Origin of the sequence: Micromonospora sp. NPDC048063 (assembly GCF_043202855.1) — a bacterium.
In the GTDB taxonomy this organism is placed as follows: domain Bacteria; phylum Actinomycetota; class Actinomycetes; order Mycobacteriales; family Micromonosporaceae; genus Micromonospora.
Genome location: NZ_JBIDBG010000004.1, coordinates 465,665 through 484,882, shown reverse-complemented (window position 1 = coordinate 484,882; position 19,218 = coordinate 465,665). Strand labels below are relative to the sequence as shown.

19 protein-coding genes are annotated in these 19,218 nt (G+C 74.1%); 11 read left to right on the top strand and 8 right to left on the bottom strand.

Annotated features, from left to right (window positions below; genetic code table 11):
• Positions 1-12: 12 nt before the first annotated feature.
• Positions 13-636, top strand: a complete 624-nt coding sequence (locus tag ACGFZ2_RS14030) for an HAD family hydrolase (protein ID WP_393453324.1) — start codon at positions 13-15, stop codon at positions 634-636.
• 28 nt (positions 637-664) lie between these two features.
• Positions 665-1,051 carry a cold-shock protein gene (locus ACGFZ2_RS14025; RefSeq protein WP_393257809.1) on the top strand — a complete coding sequence of 129 codons (387 nt, stop codon included), beginning with the start codon at positions 665-667 and terminating at the stop codon, positions 1,049-1,051.
• Here ACGFZ2_RS14025 and ACGFZ2_RS14020 read toward each other — a convergent pair.
• Complete coding sequence (locus ACGFZ2_RS14020; RefSeq protein WP_393453323.1) at positions 1,012-1,905, bottom strand: 1,4-dihydroxy-6-naphthoate synthase; 894 nt, start codon at positions 1,903-1,905, stop codon at positions 1,012-1,014. The two genes, ACGFZ2_RS14025 and ACGFZ2_RS14020, sit on opposite strands and share 40 nt — an antisense overlap.
• Before the next feature lie 739 nt (positions 1,906-2,644).
• Here ACGFZ2_RS14020 and ACGFZ2_RS14015 point away from each other — a divergent pair.
• On the top strand, positions 2,645-3,691 hold the full coding sequence (locus ACGFZ2_RS14015; protein WP_393453320.1) for a GNAT family N-acetyltransferase: 1,047 nt from the start codon (positions 2,645-2,647) through the stop codon (positions 3,689-3,691).
• A gap of 43 nt (positions 3,692-3,734) precedes the next feature.
• On the opposite strand, the gene ACGFZ2_RS14010 is transcribed toward ACGFZ2_RS14015, so the two are convergent.
• On the bottom strand, positions 3,735-4,385 hold the full coding sequence (locus tag ACGFZ2_RS14010) for a futalosine hydrolase (RefSeq protein ID WP_393453317.1): 651 nt from the start codon (positions 4,383-4,385) through the stop codon (positions 3,735-3,737).
• Positions 4,382-6,058: an MFS transporter gene (locus tag ACGFZ2_RS14005; RefSeq protein ID WP_393453314.1), complete on the bottom strand. Its 1,677-nt coding sequence runs from the start codon at positions 6,056-6,058 to the stop codon at positions 4,382-4,384. Before ACGFZ2_RS14005 ends, ACGFZ2_RS14010 begins: the two co-directional genes overlap by 4 nt.
• Positions 6,059-6,145: 87 nt before the next feature.
• Here ACGFZ2_RS14005 and ACGFZ2_RS14000 point away from each other — a divergent pair, with 87 nt between their 5' ends.
• Positions 6,146-6,985 (top strand): DUF3027 domain-containing protein, encoded by an 840-nt coding sequence (locus ACGFZ2_RS14000; protein ID WP_393257820.1) that lies wholly within the window; start codon positions 6,146-6,148, stop codon positions 6,983-6,985.
• A gap of 46 nt (positions 6,986-7,031) precedes the next feature.
• Here the strand turns inward: ACGFZ2_RS14000 and ACGFZ2_RS13995 are convergent, their stop codons facing one another.
• A complete protein-coding gene (locus tag ACGFZ2_RS13995) occupies positions 7,032-7,280 on the bottom strand; it encodes a DUF2530 domain-containing protein (RefSeq protein WP_393257823.1) in 249 nt (82 codons plus the stop codon).
• 88 nt (positions 7,281-7,368) lie between these two features.
• Between ACGFZ2_RS13995 and ACGFZ2_RS13990 the strand changes: the two genes are divergently transcribed.
• The 5 genes from ACGFZ2_RS13990 to thpR all read left to right on the top strand — a co-directional run bounded on the left by ACGFZ2_RS13990 (position 7,369) and on the right by thpR (position 11,976).
• Positions 7,369-8,847: an NCS2 family permease gene (locus ACGFZ2_RS13990; RefSeq protein WP_393453311.1), complete on the top strand. Its 1,479-nt coding sequence runs from the start codon at positions 7,369-7,371 to the stop codon at positions 8,845-8,847.
• Between the two features lie 120 nt (positions 8,848-8,967).
• A complete protein-coding gene (locus tag ACGFZ2_RS13985; protein WP_350686624.1) occupies positions 8,968-9,417 on the top strand; it encodes a MarR family transcriptional regulator in 450 nt (149 codons plus the stop codon).
• Between the two features lie 70 nt (positions 9,418-9,487).
• Entirely contained in the window at positions 9,488-10,771 is a 1,284-nt protein-coding gene (locus ACGFZ2_RS13980) for an MFS transporter (RefSeq protein WP_357452896.1), read from the top strand.
• Positions 10,772-10,874: 103 nt separating this feature from the next.
• Complete coding sequence (locus ACGFZ2_RS13975; protein ID WP_393453308.1) at positions 10,875-11,384, top strand: hypothetical protein; 510 nt, start codon at positions 10,875-10,877, stop codon at positions 11,382-11,384.
• 13 nt (positions 11,385-11,397) lie between these two features.
• A complete protein-coding gene (gene thpR, locus ACGFZ2_RS13970) occupies positions 11,398-11,976 on the top strand; it encodes an RNA 2',3'-cyclic phosphodiesterase (RefSeq protein WP_393453305.1) in 579 nt (192 codons plus the stop codon).
• Between the two features lie 181 nt (positions 11,977-12,157).
• Here the strand turns inward: thpR and ACGFZ2_RS13965 are convergent, their stop codons facing one another.
• From ACGFZ2_RS13965 to ACGFZ2_RS13950, 4 genes are all read right to left on the bottom strand, one after another.
• The gene (locus tag ACGFZ2_RS13965; RefSeq protein ID WP_393453302.1) at positions 12,158-13,144 is read right to left on the bottom strand and encodes an aldo/keto reductase; all 987 of its coding nucleotides are present in this window, start codon (positions 13,142-13,144) and stop codon (positions 12,158-12,160) included.
• A 76-nt stretch (positions 13,145-13,220) separates the two neighbouring features.
• Positions 13,221-14,303, bottom strand: a complete 1,083-nt coding sequence (sepH, locus tag ACGFZ2_RS13960) for a septation protein SepH (protein WP_393453299.1) — start codon at positions 14,301-14,303, stop codon at positions 13,221-13,223.
• A 187-nt stretch (positions 14,304-14,490) separates the two neighbouring features.
• Positions 14,491-15,618: a phosphoserine transaminase gene (gene serC, locus ACGFZ2_RS13955; RefSeq protein ID WP_393297896.1), complete on the bottom strand. Its 1,128-nt coding sequence runs from the start codon at positions 15,616-15,618 to the stop codon at positions 14,491-14,493.
• A gap of 270 nt (positions 15,619-15,888) precedes the next feature.
• Positions 15,889-16,995 carry a citrate synthase 2 gene (locus ACGFZ2_RS13950; RefSeq protein ID WP_350685273.1) on the bottom strand — a complete coding sequence of 369 codons (1,107 nt, stop codon included), beginning with the start codon at positions 16,993-16,995 and terminating at the stop codon, positions 15,889-15,891.
• Positions 16,996-17,277: 282 nt separating this feature from the next.
• On the opposite strand from ACGFZ2_RS13950, the gene pdxH reads away from it, so the two are divergent.
• Positions 17,278-17,907 carry a pyridoxamine 5'-phosphate oxidase gene (gene pdxH, locus ACGFZ2_RS13945; protein WP_393259180.1) on the top strand — a complete coding sequence of 210 codons (630 nt, stop codon included), beginning with the start codon at positions 17,278-17,280 and terminating at the stop codon, positions 17,905-17,907.
• The gene (locus ACGFZ2_RS13940) at positions 17,904-19,205 is read left to right on the top strand and encodes an MFS transporter (protein WP_393453296.1); all 1,302 of its coding nucleotides are present in this window, start codon (positions 17,904-17,906) and stop codon (positions 19,203-19,205) included. Before pdxH ends, ACGFZ2_RS13940 begins: the two co-directional genes overlap by 4 nt.
• Positions 19,206-19,218: the final 13 nt, after the last annotated feature.

Here is a 19,218-nt window from a genome sequence, read left to right as displayed (position 1 = left end):
AGGTTTCTCCGCATGCCCGCACTGACGGTCGGCTTCGACCTCGACATGACCCTGGTCGACTCGCGCCCCGGCATCGCCGCCGCCTACCGGGCGCTGACCGCCCGGACGGGCGTGCACGTGGACGCTGAGGCCGCCGTGTCCCGGCTCGGCCCGCCGCTGCGTACCGAGATCGCCCGCTGGTTCCCGCCGGAGCAGGTCGACGCGGCCGTCCGCACGTACCGCGAGCTCTACCCGGCGTACGCGATCACGCCCACCGTCCCGCTGCCCGGCGCCCGCGAGGCGATCGACGCGATCCGCGCCCGCGGCGGCCGGGTGCTGGTGGTCACCTCCAAGCTGGGCCGCCTGGCCCGGCTGCACCTCGACCACCTCGGACTGGCGGTCGACGAGCTGGCCGGCGACCTGTTCGCCGAGGAGAAGGCGACCGCGCTGCGCGAGCACGGCGCCACGCACTACGTCGGCGACCACGTGGCCGACATGGTGGCCGCGCGGGCGGCGGGCGTGCCCGGCATCGCCGTCTCGACCGGCCCGTGTTCGGCCGACGAACTCCGCGCCGCCGGGGCGGAGGCGGTGCTGGATGATCTCACCGGATTCCCGGCGGCGCTGGACGGGATGATCCGGCTAGCCTTGGGGCAGTAGACGTCTCAAGCGAAGCAGGGGTTCTCAGGTGCCGACGGGTCGAGTGAAGTGGTTTGACGCGGCCAAGGGATACGGGTTTGTCACCAGCGACGAGGGTGGCGACGTGTTCCTTCCCAAGACCGCGCTGCCGGCGGGTGTCACCGACCTCAAGGGCGGTCAGCGGGTCGACTTCAGCGTGGTGGACAGCCGCCGGGGCGCGCAGGCGATGGGGGTCAAGCTGCTCGACGCCCCGCCGTCGGTGGCGGAGCTGCGCCGCCGGCCGGCCGAGGAGCTGCACGGCCTCGTCGAGGACATGATCAAGGTGCTGGAGGCGAAGGTGCAGCCGGACCTGCGCCGGGGCCGCTTCCCCGACCGCAAGGCCGCGCAGAAGATCGCTCAGCTGGTCCACGCCGTCGCGCGCGAGCTGGAGGTCTGAGGCACCAGCCCGGCGGCGGCGGCCCGACCGAGCAGCGCCTCCACGGCGGCGAACCCGGCGTCCCCCAGGTCGGCGGTGAACTCGTTGACGTAGAGGTCGATGTGTCGGTCCACCACGTCGGGCTCCATCTCCTGCGCGTGCGCCAGCACGTAGTCGCGGCTCGCCGCCGGGTCGGCCCAGGCCCGGCGGACCGACTCGCGGATCCACCCGGCGGCGGCCTCCGGGTCCACCGCGCCGCGCCGGGCCAGGATGGCGCCGAGGGGGATGGGCAGGCCGGTGTCGGCCTCCCACCACTCGCCCAGGTCCACCAGGGCGGTCAGGCCGTGCCGCGGGTAGGTGAACCGGGCCTCGTGGATGACCAGGCCGGCGTCGTACCGGCCGGCGGCCACGCCCGGCATGATCTCGTGGAACGGCACCACCTCGATCCGCGCCGGCGGCCGGTCCGCCGCCCAGAGCCGGAAGAGCAGGTACGCCGTCGTCCGGTCGCCGGGCACCGCCACGGTCGCGCCGGTCAGGTCGGCGCGGTCGGCTCGGTCGGCGCGGTCGGCGTGCCCCGCGCTGCCCGGGCGGTCGGGTCGGCCGGCGCCGTCGCCCCTGGTCAGCACCAGCGGGCCGCAGCCACGGCCGAGCGCCCCGCCGCAGGGCAGCAGGTGGTAGTCCTCCAACAGCCACGGCAGCGCGGCGTAGCTCACCTTCACCAGGTCGAACGCGCCCCGTTCGGCAGCCGTGTTGGTCACGTCGACGTCGGCGTACGTCACCTCCACCGGTGGCGCGTCGGGCACGAGGCCGTGCACCAGGGCGTGGAAGACGAACGTGTCGTTGGGGCAGGGCGAGATCGCCAGCGAGAGCGCCACGCCCCCACGGTATCCCCGCCCGCAGCGGGTCGGCTCCGCCCGGTCCCCGCGACTGTGACCTGCCCCGCGACGTGGATCCGTCCGCGACCGGATCGGGACACACCTACGGTGCCGAGCCGCGTTCCGCTGGCCTCACGGCCCACGGCCCACGGCCCACGGCCCACGGCCCACGGCCCGCGGTGCGCGGCCCACGGCCCGCGGTGCGCGGCCCACGGCCCGCGGTGCGCGGTGCGCGGTGCGCGGTGCGCGGTGCGCGGTGCGCGGTGCGCGGTGTATCCCGCTGGCGTCAGCCACGGGCCACAGGCACACGAGGCACGGTGTCGAGCGGGTCGTCGGTGGCGTCACCGGGTAACGGTGCCGAGCCGGCACCGTCGGTGGCGTCACCACGCCCGTTCGGCCCTGTCGAGCTGCCCTCACAGATGGGGCACGCCCCCGGCCAGGAGCGCTGGGCCGGTGCGCACCGGTGGTCTCATAGGCGGGGCAGCTCGACAGCGACTGTGCGGTGACTGGGTTGTGGCTGTGAACGGCGACCGGCTGCGCCACCGGATCGGCTGCGGCTGTGGTTGTGGCTGCGCCGGGCCGGGCGCGCTGCGGGCAGATCGGCGCCAGCTCGGCTCGGGCCACGCTGGTCCGCCCAAGAGCATCCGGCTGCACACAACCATGCCGGTTATCCACAGGCTTTTCCACAGGTGGGCGGCTGTTGTTGAAAGTCGGCCCACTCCATGGCGACGATCGAGGTGTGACGGAGCGGAGCGGGCCGATCGACGTGGGGGCGGCGCTGCGCGCACTGCGGCGCCAGGCGGACCTGAGCCAGCGGGAACTGGCACGGCGGTCGGGCGTGCCCAAGAGCACCGTGGCGCGGATCGAATCCGATCCGGGAGCCGATCCGAGGTTGCGGACGGTGGAGCGGTTGGTCCGGGCCGCCGGCGGGGAACTGGTGGTCGGTGTCCGAGACGCCGGGCTCGACATGGCAGACGCCTTCCCAGATGGCATCGCAAGAACCAGCACAAACGGCATCGCGAACGGCAGCACAAACGGCATCGCGAACGGTCCTCCGACCGGCGCTCGGGATGGTGCTCCGGATGGCATTTCGGACTTCGTCGGTGTTGGCGTCGGTGTCGGCGATCGCAACGGCAACGGCAACGGTGGAACGCCGTCCTCGGTCGGGCCGGGCGCTCTCGCGGTGCCGCCGGCCGTCCCGCACGACGGACGACGCGACGAGGGCGGTCGCCGCTATCCCGCGCACCTCGACGTCCGGGAGGTCCGCACGCTGAAGGACTGGCCGGGCGCGTGGTGGGGGCACTGGTACGTACCGCCGGAGCAGTGGCCGGTGCGGGTGCCCGAGCGGACGTACGACCTCGACCGCGGGCGGCGCGACGAGCGACGGGTACGGGAGCGGCTTCGCGCCGCCGTGGAGTTTCGCCGGGTGACCGAGGACGTGCCGGACGGGTGTTGGCGATTCGTGGCCGAACTGCCCGGTGGCGGGCCGGTCGGCGAGTTGCGGGCGCACGAGCGGAGCGAGGATCTGTTGCTGGGTGAGGACGGCGGCGGCCGGCGGGAGATGGTGCTGGACGGCGTGGTGGTGGCACCGCAGCTGCGCTTCCTGGGCATCGGCCGCCGGCTGCTCCAGCTCCTCGCGGAGGAGATGGACAGGATCGGTATCCGCACCGTGCTGGCGACCGCCGGGGCCGGCGGGAGCGACTTCCTGCTCGCCTGCGGCTACGAACTGGAGGCGTACCGACCGTGGTCGCTGCGGCTCGACCGTCGGCCGGCGGTCGCGGGCTGACGGTCCGGCCGTGCGGGAAGGCAGGCCGGGCAGGCCAGACGGGTCAGGTCAGGGCCGCGGCGGCGGTGGTCAGGGCGGCCAGCGCCTCGCGCATGCGCCACGCGTCGCGGTCGCGGGGGCCGATCGGGTTGGAGACGGTACGCAGCTCGACGAACGGGAGGCCCGCCTGGGCGGCGGCGACGCCCACCCCGTACCCCTCCATGGCCTCGGCGACCGCGTCCGGGTGCCGCCGGCGTAGCGCGTCGGTGCTGGCGGCGGTGCCGGTGACCGTGCTGACGGTCAGCACCGGGCCGACGGTGGCCGTCGGAAGCGCGGCCCGCAGCCGGGCGAGCAGGCCCGGGTCGGCGGCGAGCGCGGTGGCGCCGCCCAGCCAGTCCGGGGGCATGCCCAGCTCGTCCACGGGGATGAAGCCGGCCGGCGACTCGGCGCCGAGGTCGGCGGCCACGGACACGGTGCCCAACACCGTGGCGCCCACCTCCACCCGGCCGGCGAAGCCCCCCGCCACACCCGCGCTGACCACGCCGCCGTAGGGCCGGCCGGCGGCCTCGGCGAGCACCAGCAGCCGGGTCGTGGTGGCGGCGGCGACGGCCGGCCCGACCCCCACCGGCAGCACCGTGGTCGTCTGGTCGGCGAGGCCGGCGCGGATCGCCTCGGCCTCGGCGGGGACCGCCGTGACCACCAGCAGGCCGGTCACGAGAGCGGCCCCTGCGGCTCCCGGCGGGTCTCGTCGTCCGTCCCGCCCGGCCCGCCGACGGCCGACGAGGGCCGGTAGATGTGGTAGCCCGGCGGTGCCAGGCCGGGGTCGTCCAGCGGAGAGCCGCCCTGCGCCGGGGCGGGGGAGGTGGGCGTGGGGTCGTGTCGGCGCCCGGCCTCCGGGTCGGGGGAATCCGCACCGTCGGTGCCCGGGGCGCCCGGGGCGCCCGGGGCATCGGGGTCGGTTTCGTCGGTCCCGTCGGTTCCGTCGGTCAGCTCGTCGTCGCCGAGCGGCCGGCCGAGCAGGCGCTCCGCGCGCAGCCGGCCGGCCACCACCAGGCCCCGGGCGGCGGCCACGGTGCCGACGGCGGCGACGACGGCGATCCCGATCCGGCCGTCGAAGGGTACGAGCCCCAGGCCGCCCCCGGCGACGAAGGCGAGCATCAGCACCGTCTCCGAGTGGGCGAAGGAGCTGGCCCGCAGCCGCTCCGGGATGCGTTCCTGGATCGAGGCGTCCACGGCGAGCTTGGCGATGCCGCTGTTCAGCGCGGCGACCAGGCAGAGCAGGGCGACCATGGGCAGCGAGAACTTCAACGCGGCGAGGATCGCCACCCCGGCGACGACGACCATGCCGCTGGACTGGATCGCGGCGGGCCGGTGGATGCGCAGCCGGGTGCCGACCGCGGTGGCCAGGAAGGTGCCCACGGCGAGCGCCGCGCCGACCAGGCCCAGCGCCGCCTCGTCGCCGAGGTCCCGACCGAAGGCCACGGTGGTCAGGTCGCCCGCCTTGATCGCGAAGGCCAGGAAGAGCAGCAGGAAGCCGTAGACCGCGCGCAGCGTCGCGGCGCCGATCAGGGTGGCGATCACGAGTCGGCCCGCCGGCCGCCCCCGGCCCAGCGGGCGGTCCCCGGTGCGGCGACCCAGCGCCCGCAGCGGCCGGGGCACCCGCTCCGGCGGCTCCGAGTCGGCCTTCGGGGGCAGCCGGAGGGAGATCACCATGCCGACCAGGAAGATGACCGAGGCCACCCGGAGCGGCCACTGCGGCCCGAACCAGAAGGCGGCCAGCCCGATCGGGGCGACCAGCGCGCCGGCCACCGTGCCGTAGACGCTGGCCCGGGCGCCCACCTGGGACAGCCCGAGCCCCTCCGGGAGCAGCCGGGGCACGGCCGCCGAGCGGGCCACCCCGTACGCGCGGGAGAGCGCCAGCACGCCGAAGGCCGCCGGGTAGAGGCCGAAGCCGTGGATGTAGTCGGAGATCAGCCAGGCCAGGAAGGCCCGGCCGAGCATGGTGGCGGCCAGCGCGTACCGCCGGCCGTGCCGGAAGTGGTCGAGCAGCGGGCCCACCACCGGGGCGAGCATGGCGAACGGCACCATGGTCACCAGCAGGTAGAGGGCGACCTTGCTGCGCGCCTCGCCGAGCGGGACGTTGAAGAAGATCGTCCCGGCGAGGCCGATGGCGATCAGCGTGTCCCCGGCGCAGGAGACCGCGTGCAGGTCGAAGAGGCGGACCATGCCGACCTCGTCCCCGGCGCCCCGGGCGCGGGCCCGGCCGGCCCGGCGGGTCATCCAGCGCCCACCGCTGACCGAGCCCCGGAACAGCAGGCGGACGGCCTTGATGCCGGTGCCGACGGTCTGCCCGAGCACGGACCGCCCGGAGCGGGAGAACAGCGGCATGCCCACCATCCTTGCCCATCCGGTCCGCGTACGCCGCACCACTGCGCCAGAACGTCCTCGGCGGGTGCCTGTCGGTCGGCCGTACGCATGGGGAACAATGGTCGGGTGACCAGGCCCGCCTCCGCCCGCGCCGCTCGTCTCGACCAGGTCTGCGCCGCCGCCGTCGAGGTGGCGCGCGACGCCATCACCGAGGTCGACGCCTCGGACATCGGCGACCACCTGCAGGCTGTCGCGGAGGGCGACCGGCTCGTCACCCACTACTTCGAGTGCCGGCTCGCCGGCTACCGCGGCTGGCGGTGGGCCGTCACCGTCACCCGGGTGCCCCGCAGCCGACACGTCACCGTCTGCGAGACGGTGCTGCTTCCCGGCGCGGACGCGATGCTCGCGCCCGGCTGGCTGCCGTGGCAGGAGCGGCTCAAGCCGGGTGACCTCGGTCCCGGCGACCTGCTGCCCACGCCGGCGGACGACGAGCGGCTCCAGCCCGGCTACGTGCTCTCCGACGACCCGGCGGTCGAGGAGACCGCCTGGGAGCTGGGGCTCGGCCGGGCCCGGGTGCTCTCCCGGGAGGGGCGCAGCGAGGCCGCCCAGCGCTGGTACGACGGCGACCACGGCCCCTCCGCCGCGATCTCGGTCGCCGCTCCCGCCGCCGCCCGCTGCGGGACCTGCGGCTTCTACCTGCCGCTCGCCGGCGCCCTGCGGCAGTCCTTCGGCGCCTGCGGCAACTTCTACGCCCCCGACGACGGCCGGGTGGTCAGCGCCGACCACGGCTGCGGCGCGCACTCGGAGACCCTGATCGAGGCCGCCGACACCCCGGTCGACGAGATGCCGACGGTCTACGACGACAGCGCGGTGGAGCCCGTGTCGGTCAGCCGGGCTCCGGGCTCGGTGGAGGCCGCGGAGCCGGCGGAACCGTACGGCCACCCCTGACGGGACCGGCCGCGGCGCCGGGCCGGCGGATCGGCGTCGGCGCAGGTCAGCGGCCGGCGCGGCGGCGGCGTCGGTTGGCGTCGTGCCGCATCATCACGGCGAGACCGGGGAAACCCCACAGGAAACCGGCCAGGCAGATCCACAACCAGTCCTGGTGACCGTGCGCGGTCAGCCAGTCGCGGAAGAAGACGAGTAACGCCAACCCGGCGAGCGCCCAGGCCGCCATCCCGGCGAGGGCGAACGGAACCATCGGCGGGTCGAGCGGCTCGGGTCGCGGCGGCTGCTCCTTCGGCACGCGGCAAGCGTACGCGATCAACTTTCGCTGCTGGCCCGTGATCTGCGACGATGCGGCGCGACAACGGAAGATCACCTGCGAGGACCTGATGGCAGTAGCTCCACCCGACAACGGCACACCACCCGATCCGGCTCACCCGCGTAACGGTTTCGACCGGTTCTTCGAGATCTCCGCCCGTGGCTCGACGATGAGCCGCGAGGTGCGCGGTGGCCTGGCGACCTTCTTCACGATGGCGTACATCGTGGTGCTCAACCCGCTCATCATCGGTGGTGCCGTCGACGGCGACGGCCAGAAGCTCCCCATCCCCGCCCTCGCGGCGGCCACCGCCCTGGTCGCCGGCCTGATGACGATCCTGATGGGCGTCGTCGGCCGGTTCCCGATCGCGCTCGCCGCCGGTCTCGGCGTCAACGCGCTGGTCGCGTACGAGATCGCCCCGGAGATGACCTGGGCGGACGCGATGGGCCTCGTGGTGATCGAGGGTGTGATCATCGCGGTGCTGGTGCTGACCGGCCTGCGTACGGCGGTGTTCCGCTCGGTGCCGACGCAGATGAAGACGGCGATCGGCGTCGGCATCGGCCTCTTCCTGACCATCATCGGGCTGGTCGACGCCGGCTTCGTCCGCCGCGTCCCGGACTCGGCGAACACCACCGTCCCCGTCGGCCTGGGCTTCGACGGCACCCTCGGCAGCTGGCCGATGCTGGTCTTCGTGGTGGGCCTGCTGTTGACCGTGGTGCTGCTGGTACGCCGGGTCAAGGGCGCGATCCTGATCGGCATCCTCGGCTCCACCGTGCTGGCGGTCGTCGTCGAGGCGGTGGCGAACATCGGGCCGTCCTTCGTCGACGGCAAGCCGAACCCGAAGGGTTGGGCGCTGAACGTCCCCGAGCTGCCGAAGACCTGGCTGGACGTGCCGGACCTGTCGCTGCTCGGCAACTTCAACGTGTTCGACTCGTGGAGCCGGGCCGGCTGGCTCGTCGTCCTCATGTTCGTGTTCACCCTGCTGATCACGGACTTCTTCGACACCATGGGCACGATGGTCGCGGTCGGGCAGGAGGGGAGCATGCTCGATGAGCGGGGCACCCCGCCGCGGGCCAAGGAGATCCTGCTGGTCGACTCGATCGCGGCGGCGGCCGGCGGTGCGGCGAGCACGTCGAGCAACACGTCGTACATCGAGAGCGCCGCCGGTGTGGCGGAGGGCGCCCGTACCGGCGCGGCCAACCTGGTCACCGGCGGCCTGTTCCTGCTGGCGATGTTCCTGGCGCCGCTGGTCGTGGTGGTGCCGTTCGAGGCGGCCTCCACCGCGCTGGTGGTGGTCGGCTTCCTGATGATGACCGCGGTGCGGACGATCGACTGGTCCAACTACGAGATCGCCATCCCGGCGTTCCTCACGATCGTCCTGATGCCCTTCACGTACTCGATCTCCAATGGCATCGGCGCCGGCCTGATCACGTACGTGGTGGTGAAGCTCGCCAAGGGCAAGGCCCGGGAGATCCACCCCCTGCTGTACGGGGTGGCCGCCCTCTTCGTGCTGTACTTCCTGCGCGGGCCGATCGAGTCCCTGGTGCTCTGACCACCCTCCGCTCCGGGCCGGTGACCGAAATCGGGTAGCCGGCCCGGAGCAGGGCAAACTTCTCGTGAGCATGGTCATATCGCAGCTCATTAGCAAGGCTCATTAGTTAAGCTAACTATCGTGACGGAGCGGACGGTGACGGCGAAACGCGTGCCACCGGCGCAGCTCGCACCACAGCTGCGTGATGCGATCACCCGACTCAACCGACGGGTCCGCCAGGCCCGGCCGGTCGGCGACCTCACGGTCACCCAGCTCTCCGCGCTCACCAGCCTCCGGCTGGCGGGCGCGTTGACGCCCCGGGAACTGGCCGACGTCGAACGGGTGCAGCCGCCGACGATGACCAAGATCGTCGCGAAGTTGGAGGAGCGTGGCCTCGTGCAGCGCACCCCCCATCCGACCGACGGACGGCAGGTCATCCTCGCGGCGACAGAGGGGGGACGGGCGGTGCTCGACCAGTTCGAGCGCGTCCGCGACGAGTGGCTGGCCCACCGGCTGGCCGAGCTGACCGAAGCAGAACGGGACACCCTGCGGCAGGCCGCCGAGATCCTTCAGCAGCTCGCCCGCGCCTGACCCGCGCGCCTCGCACCACCGCGCCGTCCGCTGTCGATGACGCGTACGACCGCGAGGAGGCGCACAAAGAGTGCAGGCGAAGCTGAGCACGATGTTCCAGTCCCTACAGGTCCGCAACTACCGGCTCTTCGCATCCGGGCAACTGATCAAGCTGATCGGTGTCTGGATGATGTTCATCGCCCAGGACTGGCTCGTCCTCGAGCTCTCCGACAACTCCGCCACCGCACTCGGCGTGGTCACCGCCCTACAGTTCGCTCCCGTCCTGCTGCTCACCCTGCTCTCCGGGCGGCTCGCCGACCGCTACGACAAGCGGATGCTGCTCTTCGTCGCCAACGCGTTCTGGACCGTGCTGGCGCTCGCGATGAGCCTGCTGGTGATCACCGGCCTCGTTCAGCTCTGGCACGTCTTCGCGTTCGCGGCCCTGCTCGGCGTCGCCAACGCCGTGGAGACCCCCGTTCGGCAGGCGTTCGTCTCGGAACTGGTCGGCACGTCGCTGCTGCCGAACGCGCTCTCGCTGAACGCGGCCGTGTTCAACTCCGCCCGGATCGTCGGGCCGGCCGTCGCCGGCCTGGCCATCGCCGCGTTCGACGTGGGGCCGGTCTTCCTGTTCACCGCGCTCAGCTCGATCGCCCCGCTGGTCAACGTCGTCCGGATGCGCCCGGCCGAGCTGCACCGGGAGGCGCTGCCGCCGCGCGACGAGCGGGCCTCGGCCAAGGTCGTCGACGGCCTGCGCTACGTCTGGCGCCGCCCCGACCTGCTGCTGCCGATGGCGGTGATGTCGGTGATCGGCATGTCGCTGTTCAACTTCCAGCTCACCCTGGCCGCGCTCGCCAAGACCGTGTTCCAGACCGGGGCGGCCTCGTTCGGGCTGTTCAGCACCGCGCTGGCGGTCGGCGCGCTGGTCGGGGCGCTGGCCGGCACCGGGCGGCGCAGCCGCCCGTCGGTCTGGGTGGTGCTCGGCGCCGCGGTCGGCTGCGCCAGCTTCGGCACGCTGGTCGGGCTCGCGTCGGCGTACTGGATGGTGGTGGCGCTCCTGCTGCCCACCGGGTTCTTCATGGTGTTCTTCGCCCAGGCCGCCAACCAGCGGGTCCAGCTCGGCACGGACGCCGCCTTCCGGGGCCGGGTGATGGCCCTGTGGGTGCTGGTGTTCCTCGGCACCAACCCGGTCGGTGCGCCGCTGATCGGCTGGGTGGCGGAGACCTACGGCGCGGGCGCCAGCATCTGGATCGGCGGGCTCGTCTCGCTGGCCACCGCCCTGATCGCGCTCACCTGGCAGCTCCGCCGCGCCGGCGCCCGGCTGCGCTTCCGCATCCTGCCGATGCCGCGCTTCTACGTCACCTCCACCGACTGCTGACCGCCCTCGCCGCCCGGGGTGGGACGATCCGTCCCATCCTGCGGATGGCGTGGATGCGGCCAATCCGGTGGCGGCCCGGGGGGATCGGGCTTAGCGTCGATGCGTGGAGGTCGGACGCGGGGTGCTGCTGGTCCTGGCCTTCGTGGGCGTGGCCAGCCTGCCGGCGGTGATCGCCGCGGTCTTCTGCGCCGACGAGATCATCGACCGGGTCGCCTGCGGGTGGGCCGAGTGGCGTGAGCGCCGGCGGGAGCGGCGCACCATCGCCCGGCTGGACCGGGCCGTCGAGGCCGACGCGCTGACCCGCGACATCGACCTCACCGACTTCGACCGGCCCGACCGGCGCCCGCTGGAACAACTCGCCGCCGACCTGCGCCGCCTGCGCGGCCAGGGCGCCAGCACCGACGGCCGACAGCCGGTCTGGCACGGCACGGTGCTCCGGGCGTACGACGACCGGCTCCGGCTGGCCTGCCGGGCGCTCGGCGTCACCGAGCACCTGACCGAGCTGGAGGGCGTCGACCTGGAGCTGGAGCGGGTCCGGGTGGAGGGCCTCCTGCACGCCGCCGGGCTGACCCTGCCCGCCGCCCGGGCCGGTCACCGGCAGCGCCACCACTGAGCGGCGGGCCGGCGTGAGGCTCTTCGTCGCGGTCTACCCGCCGTCGGAGGCGATCGCGCACCTCGGCGCGCAGGTCGCCCGGTTGCGGGTCGGCGCGGCGGCCGCCTCCGGGATCAACGTCCGGCTCGCCGACCCGGCCACCGCCCACGTCACCCTCGCCTTCCTCGGCGACGTCGAGGCGGACCGGCTGGTCGACGTGGCGAGCGCGCTGGGGCTGGCCGCCGAGTGGTCCCGGGAGGGCCGTTCCGCCGCGCCCCGGCTCCGGATCGCCGGCGGCGGGCGTTTCGGGCGGGGCCGGTTCACGGTGCTCTGGGTCGACCTGCGGGGTGAGGTGGAGCAGCTCCAGATACTGGCCCGGCTGATCCGCTCCCGGCTGCGGCACGCCCGCCTGCCGCACGACGAGAAGCCGTTCCGCCCGCACCTGACGGTCGCCCGACCCGGTGACCGGGTGCCCGACGTCGACGTGGCGGCGGACCTGGCGACCCTGGACGGCTACGAGGGCCCGGCGTGGCCGGCCGCCGAGATGGTGCTGATGCGCAGCCACCCCGGCCCCCGCCCCACCTACGACCGCCTGGCCGCCTGGCCCATCTGACCGCCCGGCCGCGCCAGCCGATGGCCGGCCTGCCCCGTCTGACCCCGACCACGCCAGCCATTGGCCGCCGGTGCCCAGGTGACCGCCGGGCCACGTCAGCCCGGGTGGGCGCCGCCGGCCCCGGCGGCGCCCACCCGTGAAGCCGGCGGTCGCCTGCCGCCGGCTCCGCCGTGGCGCGTGGCTACCAGGCCCAGGCCTCCGGGCCGGGGCCGCCGTTGCCGACGGGCGGGAAGAGCTGGTCGAGCCGGGCGAGGGTGTCCTCGTCGAGGGTGACCGTCAGGGCGCCCAGGGAGCGGTCGAGCTGGTCGGCGGTGCGCGGCCCGATGATCGGGGCGGTCACCCCCGGCCGGGACAGCAGCCAGCCGAGCGCCACGTCCGCCGGGTCGTGCCCCAGCTCGCCGCAGAGCTTCTCGTACGCCTCGATGGTCGGCCGGTGCTCGGCGAGCGCGTCGGCGGAGCGGCCGCTGGCGCCGCGCGCGGCCCCGCCCTCGGCCATCTTCCGCAGCACCCCGGCGAGCAGCCCGCCGTGCAGCGGCGACCACGGGATGATGCCGAGCCCGTGGTGCTGCGCGGCGGGCACCACCTCCAGCTCGACGTGCCGGGTGAGGAGGTTGTAGATGCACTGCTCCGAGACGAGGCCGAGGAAGTGGCGCTTCGCCGCCGCCTCCTGCGCCACCGAGATGTGCCAGCCGGCGAAGTTGGACGACCCGACGTAGAGCACCTTGCCCTGGGCGACCAGGGTCTCCATGGCCTGCCAGATCTCCTCCCACGGCGTGGCCCGGGAGACGTGGTGCATCTGGTAGAGGTCGATGGTGTCGGTCTGCAACCGGCGCAGCGAGTCCTCGCAGGCCCGGATGATGTGCCGGGCGGACAGGCCCTGCTCGTTGGGCCACTCGCCCATCTTGCCGTAGACCTTGGTGGCCAGGACGACCTTGTCCCGCCGGCCGCCGCCCTGGGCGAACCAGCGGCCGATGATCTGCTCGGTGATCCCCTCGCCGGTCTGCCAGCCGTAGACGTTGGCGGTGTCGAAGAAGTTGATGCCCTGATCGAGGGCCCGATCCATGATCGCGAAGCTGTCCGGCTCGGTCGTCTGCGGCCCGAAGTTCATGGTGCCGAGGCAGAGACGGCTGACCGACAGGCCGGTGCGGCCCAGGTTCGTGTACTCCATACGGCCACCCTGCCACGGCGGCACTTCGAGTGCCTCGCGTCGACTCCGGCGAACGCTCGCTGCCGGAGTCGACGCGTCAGGAGGACTCGCGGGCCGCCGGCCCGCTGCCGAAGAGGACGTCGTCCCAGCTCGGCAGGCGCTTGCGGGGCTTGCCCCCGGCCTCGGCAGACTCGGCGGCCGAGGCCGCCGGCGCGCCCGTGCGGCGGGGCCGGAGCACCGCCAGGGACGGCACGGCCGGCACCTCCTTGGGCGCGTCCGAGTCGTCGTCGAACGCGGAACCCTGCCCGCCGCCGAGCAGCGCCGCCGCGCCGCCGCCGACCGGCCGCTGCCGGGGCGCATCCTGCCCCGCCAGGGCGGCCGGGGAGCGCGGGTCGAGCCCGCGGCCCGAGGTCGAGCCGAGCGGACGGTCGAGGGAGGCGAGCAGGGCGTCCCGCCCGGCCCGGATCGGGTCGCGGCCAGGCCGGCTGTGCTCGGCCGGCGCCGGCAGGCCGTGCCCGCCCCGGCTCGGCTCGCCCCGCGACGGGCCGGGCAGCGCGTGACCGCCCCGCTCCGGCGCCGGCTCCTGACCGAGGATCGGGGTGGGCCGCTCGGCGCACAGGTATTGCGCCATGTCGTCGTGCGGGGTGACCGCCTGCCGGGTCTTGTCGAGATCCCAGACCGCCTGCGCGGTCGCCTTGCCCGACGGCCAGGTCGCGACGATCCGCCAGGTGCCGTCGTCGCGGCGCCACGCGTCCCAGGAGATCTTCTCGGTGTCGATCCCGTGCTGGGCCAGCCGGCCGTTGACGACCTCGGCGAGCGGGGTCGGCTTCTCCGCGCCCTTGAGCCGGGTGCGCCGGGCGTGCTGGGCGAGCATGGCCCGCTCCTGGAGCACCGGGCCGGCGTAGCGCAGCACCCGGTCGACGGGCACGCCGGCGATCCGGGCGACGTCCTCGGCGGACTCGCCGGAGCGGATCTTCGCCTGGATGTCCCGTGGGGAGAGCGAGGGCACCGGGTCGGCGGAAGCCGCCGGGGCCACGGCGAGCGGCGGGGCGCCGGGCTCGGCGTGCAACGCGCCGGCGATCCGCTCGTCGATGGGCAGGGCGAGCAGGCGCCCGACCTCGTCGGCGAGCACCAGGGCCTGGCCGTCCTCGGAGAGGGCGACGAAGCGTACTGGGCGCATAGCGTTGCCTCCGTCCCGCTTCGCTGGCCGTCACGCCACGAGCCGGCCACCCGGGCGTCTCGCACCACCGTACGCGCATCTTCCCTGAGGTGGGGGATGCGACACCCGCATGTCGTGACTGAGCTGCGGCGATGATCACGTTCGGTGGCCGCCGTACGGGCCGGCGGCCACCGAACGTGACGGCGACCTAGAGCCGCTCGACCACGTAGTCGATGGACGCGGTCAGCGCCTCGACGTCGGCCGGCTCGACGGCCGGGAAGAGCGCGACCCGCAGCTGGTTGCGGCCCAGCTTCCGGTAGGGCTCGGTGTCCACGATGCCGTTGGCGCGCAGCGCCTTGGCGATCGCGGTGGCGTCGACCCCGTCGGCGAAGTCGATGGTGGCGACCACGTTGGACCGCAGCGCCGGGTCGGCGACGAACGGCGTCGCCACGTCGGAGCGCTCCGCCCAGCCGTAGACGATCGCGGCGCTCTCGGCCGTGCGCTTGGCCGCCCAGGCCAGCCCGCCCTGTGCGTTCATCCAGTCGGTCTGCTCGGCGGCCAGGAAGATGGTGGCCAGGGCAGGGGTGTTGTAGGTCTGCTCCAGCCGCGAGTTGTCGATCGCGGTGACCAGGTCGAGGAAGGCCGGGACGTAGCGGCCCGACGCCTTGATCTCGCCGGCCCGCTCCAGGGCGGCCGGGGACATCAGGGCCAGCCAGAGACCCCCGTCGGAGCCGAAGCACTTCTGCGGGGCGAAGTAGTAGACGTCGGTCTCGCCGACGTTGACGTCGAGCCCGCCGGCGCCGGAGGTGGCGTCGACCAGCAGCAGCGAGCCCGGGTCGGCGCCGGCCACCCGGCTGATCGGCACCGCGACGCCGGTCGAGGTCTCGTTGTGCGGGGTGGCGTAGACGTCGACCCCCGCCTCGGCCACCAGGCTCGGGGCGGTGCCGGCCTCCGACTTGCGGATGGTGGGCTCGCCGAGGAAGGGGGCGTCCTTGACGGACTTGGCGAACTTCGCGCCGAACTCGCCGAAGCTGGCGAACTGCGCCCGGTCCCGGACCAGGCCGAACGTCGCGACCTCCCAGAACGCGGTGGTGCCGCCGTTGCCGAGCACCACCTCGTAGCCCTCGGGCAGGGAGAAGAACTCGGCGATGCCACGGCGCAGCCGGGCGACCTGGTCCCGGACGGTCTTCTGCCGGTGGGAGGTGCCCAGGTAGCTGGTCGCCACGTCGGCGAGGGCGGAGACCGCCGCCGGACGGACCTTGGACGGCCCGCAGCCGAACCTTCCGTCGGCGGGCTTGAGGTCGTCGGGAATCCGGATGGTCGGTGCGTCAGCCACGGTTGTCGAGATCCTTCCGCATGGGCGAGGGCGGGCCCGGTCTGCAGGCGGGCGCGGATCGACGGCGGACGCGCGCGGGCGCGCGGGGCGGCCGGGATCCGGGCCCGGTCCGGCGACTCTGCCGGCCTTCATCCTCCCACCCGGGCCGGCCTGCTCGGCGGCTGGTCCCACACCCGGTCGTGAGGCATCCGCCACAACACGCGCCGCCCAGGTGCAAGGAAGGGCCCCTTCCTATGCACGAGGCGATAAGAAGGTGCCCTTCCTTACATCTCAGACGCCGTGCGGGATGGCGTCCCAGCCCTCGACGTCGCTGGGCTTGCGGCTGCCCGGGCCGACGTAGCGGGCCGACGGGCGGACCAGCCGCTGGAGCTTCTTCTGCTCCAGGATGTGCGCGCTCCAGCCGCCCATCCGGGCGCAGGTGAACATCGAGGTGAACATGTGCGCCGGCACCTCGGCGAAGTCGAGCACCACGGCCGACCAGAACTCGACGTTGGTGGCGAGCACCCGGTCCGGGCGGCGGGCCTGCAGCTCGGCCAGCGCGGCCTTCTCCAGCGCCTCGGCGATCTCGAAGCGCGGCGCGCCCAGTTCCTTGGCGGTGCGGCGGAGCACCCGGGCGCGCGGGTCCTCGGCCCGGTAGACCCGGTGGCCGAAGCCCATCAGCCGCTCGCCCCGGTCGAGGACGCCCTTCACGTAGCCCTCGGCGTCGCCGCTGCGCTCGACCGCCTCCAGCATGCTGAGCACGCGGGAGGGGGCGCCGCCGTGCAGCGGGCCGGAGAGGGCGCCGATGCCGGAGGAGATGCAGGCCGCGGCGTCGGCGCCGGTGGAGGCGACGATCCGGGCGGTGAAGGTGGAGGCGTTCAGGCCGTGCTCGGCGGCCGAGATGAAGTAGGCGTCGACGGCCTTGACGTGCCGCGGGTCCGGCTCGCCGCGCCAGCGCTTCATGAACCGCTCGACGATGGTGGACGCCTTGTCGATCTCCTTCTGCGGCACCGCCGGCAGGCCGAGGCCGCGGGCGGACTGGGCGACGAAGGACAGTGCGGTGACCGACACCCGGGCGAGGTCCTCGCGGGCCTGCTCGTCGGAGATGTCGAGGAGCTGGTCGAGGCCCCAGTAGGGGGCGAGCATCGCGACCGCGGACTGCACGTCCACCCGGATGTCGCCGGAGTGCACCGGCACCGGGAACGGCTCCGCCGGCGGCAGGCCCGGGCCGAACCGCCCGTCGACCAGCAGCGCCCACACGTTGCCGAAGGAGACCTGGCCGATCAGATCCTCGATGTCGACCCCGCGATAGCGCAGCGCGCCGCCTTCGCGGTCGGGTTCGGCGATCTCGGTCTCGAAGGCTACGACGCCCTCCAGTCCGGGTTTGAAATCGGCCATGTCATCTCTCCTGGGTCTGCTCGGTGCGCCCGGCCAGCCCTCACCGGCCAGTCGGCCGAGCGCCCCAGGCGACCCTCATCAGGGATGTGTTCGTGACATCTTGCCTGCTGGGTACCGGATCCGCGACCCGCTGCGACTGTGCTGCACGCGACATCCCCCGCCCGGGGCGGCCCGGACTCGTCGGCGACACTGGGCGGTGCGGGCTGGCCTGCTCGGAGGGCGTGGGCCGGGTCGACGGGGAGGGGAGAGAAAGTGACGGGCGACACAGTGCCCCCGTCCGCGATGCGTAACGAGTACGCCGCGGACCTGGGCCTTTCCGAGGCGGACCTGGCCGCCGACTGGCACACCCAGTTCGACCGCTGGTTCGCCGACGCGGTCGCCGCCGGGCTGCCCGAACCGAACGCGATGGTGGTCGGCACCGCCGACGCCGCCGGCCGGCCGAGCGCGCGGACGGTGCTGCTCAAGGGGTACGACCCGGAGGGCTTCGTCTTCTTCACCAACTACGGCTCCCGCAAGGGCGCCGAGGCGGCCGCCAACCCGTACGCGAGTCTGGTGTTCCCGTGGTTCCCGATGCAGCGGCAGGTGGTGGTCGCCGGTCGGGTGGAGCGGGTCGACCGGGCGGAGACCGAGGAATACTTCGCCAGCCGGCCGCGCGGCTCCCAGCTCGGCGCCTGGGCCAGCCCGCAGTCCCGCGTGGTCCCCGACCGGGCGGCGCTGGACGTGGCGTACCGGGCGGCGGCGGAGCGGTTCGCCGAGGTCGAGCCGATCCCGGCGCCGCCGCACTGGGGCGGGCTGCGGGTGCGGCCGGATTCCGTGGAGTTCTGGCAGGGCCGGGCCAGCCGGCTGCACGACCGGCTGCGGTTCCGGCGTGCCGGGGACGGGGAGTGGACCGTCGAGCGGCTGGCTCCGTGACCCAGCTCCAGGAACCCCGGCCGCGCGGGCTGCGCCGGTTCGCGATCGACCTGCGCCCGCTGGCCGAGCCGGCGTACCGGCGGATGTGGCTCGGCAACGGCATCGCGATGTTCGGCATGCAGTTCACCGCGGTGGCCGTGCCGGTGGAGATGTACGCGCTGACCGAGGACTCGCTCTGGGTCGGGCTGATCGGCATCGCGGCGTTCGTACCGCTGCTGGTCTTCGGGCTCTGGGGCGGCGCGGTGGCCGACGCGCGCGACCGGCGCATGGTGCTGCTGGCCACCTCGGCGGTGTTGTGGGCGTCGACGCTCGGCCTGCTGGCGCAGGCGCTGCTCGGGGTCGGCAGCCCGCTGCTGCTGCTGGTGCTGGTGGCGGTGCAGTCGATCGCCTTCGCGATCAGCTCGCCCACCCGCAACGCGATCCTGCCCCGGCTGGTGCCGCTGGACCTGGTGCCGGCGGCGAGCACGCTGAACTTCACCACCTACACCGCGGCGGCGGTCTTCGGGCCGCTGGCCGCGGGCCTGATCTTCGCCCGCTGGGACACCGAGGTCGGCCTGCCGATCGCGTACGCGCTCGACGCCGTGCTGTTCACCGTCGCCGTCTGGGCCACCTTCCGGCTGCCGGCGATGCCGCCCGAGCCGGACCCGGACGGGGGCGACGCTCCCCGGCGGGCCGGGCTGGCCAGCATCGTCGACGGGCTGCGCTACCTGTCCACCACGCCGGTGCTGCTGCTCTCCTTCGCCATCGACCTGATCGCGATGGTGCTGGCCATGCCCCGTGCGCTCTTTCCCGAGATCGCCGAGGAGCGGTTCGGCGGCGGGGCGGCCGTCGGCTGGCTCTACAGCGCGCTCGCGCTCGGCGCGATGCTCGGCGGGCTCAGCTCCGGCTGGATCGGCCGGCTGCGCCGGCAGGGCCTGGCGCTGGTGGCGGCCGTGGTCGCCTGGGGCCTGGCCGTGGCGGTGGCCGGGCTCGCCGGCCAGCTCTGGCTGATGGTGCTGCTGCTCGCGGTGGCCGGGGCGGCCGACCTGGTCAGCGCGGTGCTGCGGCAGTCGATGCTGCTGGTCTACGCGCCGGACCGGATGCGCGGCCGGCTCATGGGCGTCAACACGGTGGTCATCGCGGGCGGTCCGCGCCTGGGTGACCTGCGGGCCGGGGCGGTCGCGGCCGGGTTCGGCGGCGGGGTCGCCTGGGTCAGCGGCGGGCTGATCTCGGCGGCGCTGGCGGTGCTGCTCGCGGTGGCGTTCCCGGCGTTGCTGCGCTACCGGGCGGCGTCCGCCTCCGGCTCTGAACGGGGCTGACCGGCCGGGTCGG

Excerpts from the sequence above, each read along its gene's own strand:
- ACGFZ2_RS14030 (WP_393453324.1), top strand. The coding sequence starts at position 13 with ATGCCCGCACTGACGGTCGGCTTCGACCTCGACATGACCCTGGTCGAC.
- ACGFZ2_RS14005 (WP_393453314.1), bottom strand. The coding sequence starts at position 6,058 with ATGCCGCTGTTCTCCCGCTCCGGGCGGTCCGTGCTCGGGCAGACCGTC.
- ACGFZ2_RS14000 (WP_393257820.1), top strand. The coding sequence starts at position 6,146 with ATGGGGAACAATGGTCGGGTGACCAGGCCCGCCTCCGCCCGCGCCGCT.
- ACGFZ2_RS13990 (WP_393453311.1), top strand. The coding sequence starts at position 7,369 with ATGGCAGTAGCTCCACCCGACAACGGCACACCACCCGATCCGGCTCAC.
- ACGFZ2_RS13965 (WP_393453302.1), bottom strand. The coding sequence starts at position 13,144 with ATGGAGTACACGAACCTGGGCCGCACCGGCCTGTCGGTCAGCCGTCTC.
- sepH (WP_393453299.1), bottom strand. The coding sequence starts at position 14,303 with ATGCGCCCAGTACGCTTCGTCGCCCTCTCCGAGGACGGCCAGGCCCTG.
- ACGFZ2_RS13950 (WP_350685273.1), bottom strand. The coding sequence starts at position 16,995 with ATGGCCGATTTCAAACCCGGACTGGAGGGCGTCGTAGCCTTCGAGACC.
- pdxH (WP_393259180.1), top strand. The coding sequence starts at position 17,278 with ATGCGTAACGAGTACGCCGCGGACCTGGGCCTTTCCGAGGCGGACCTG.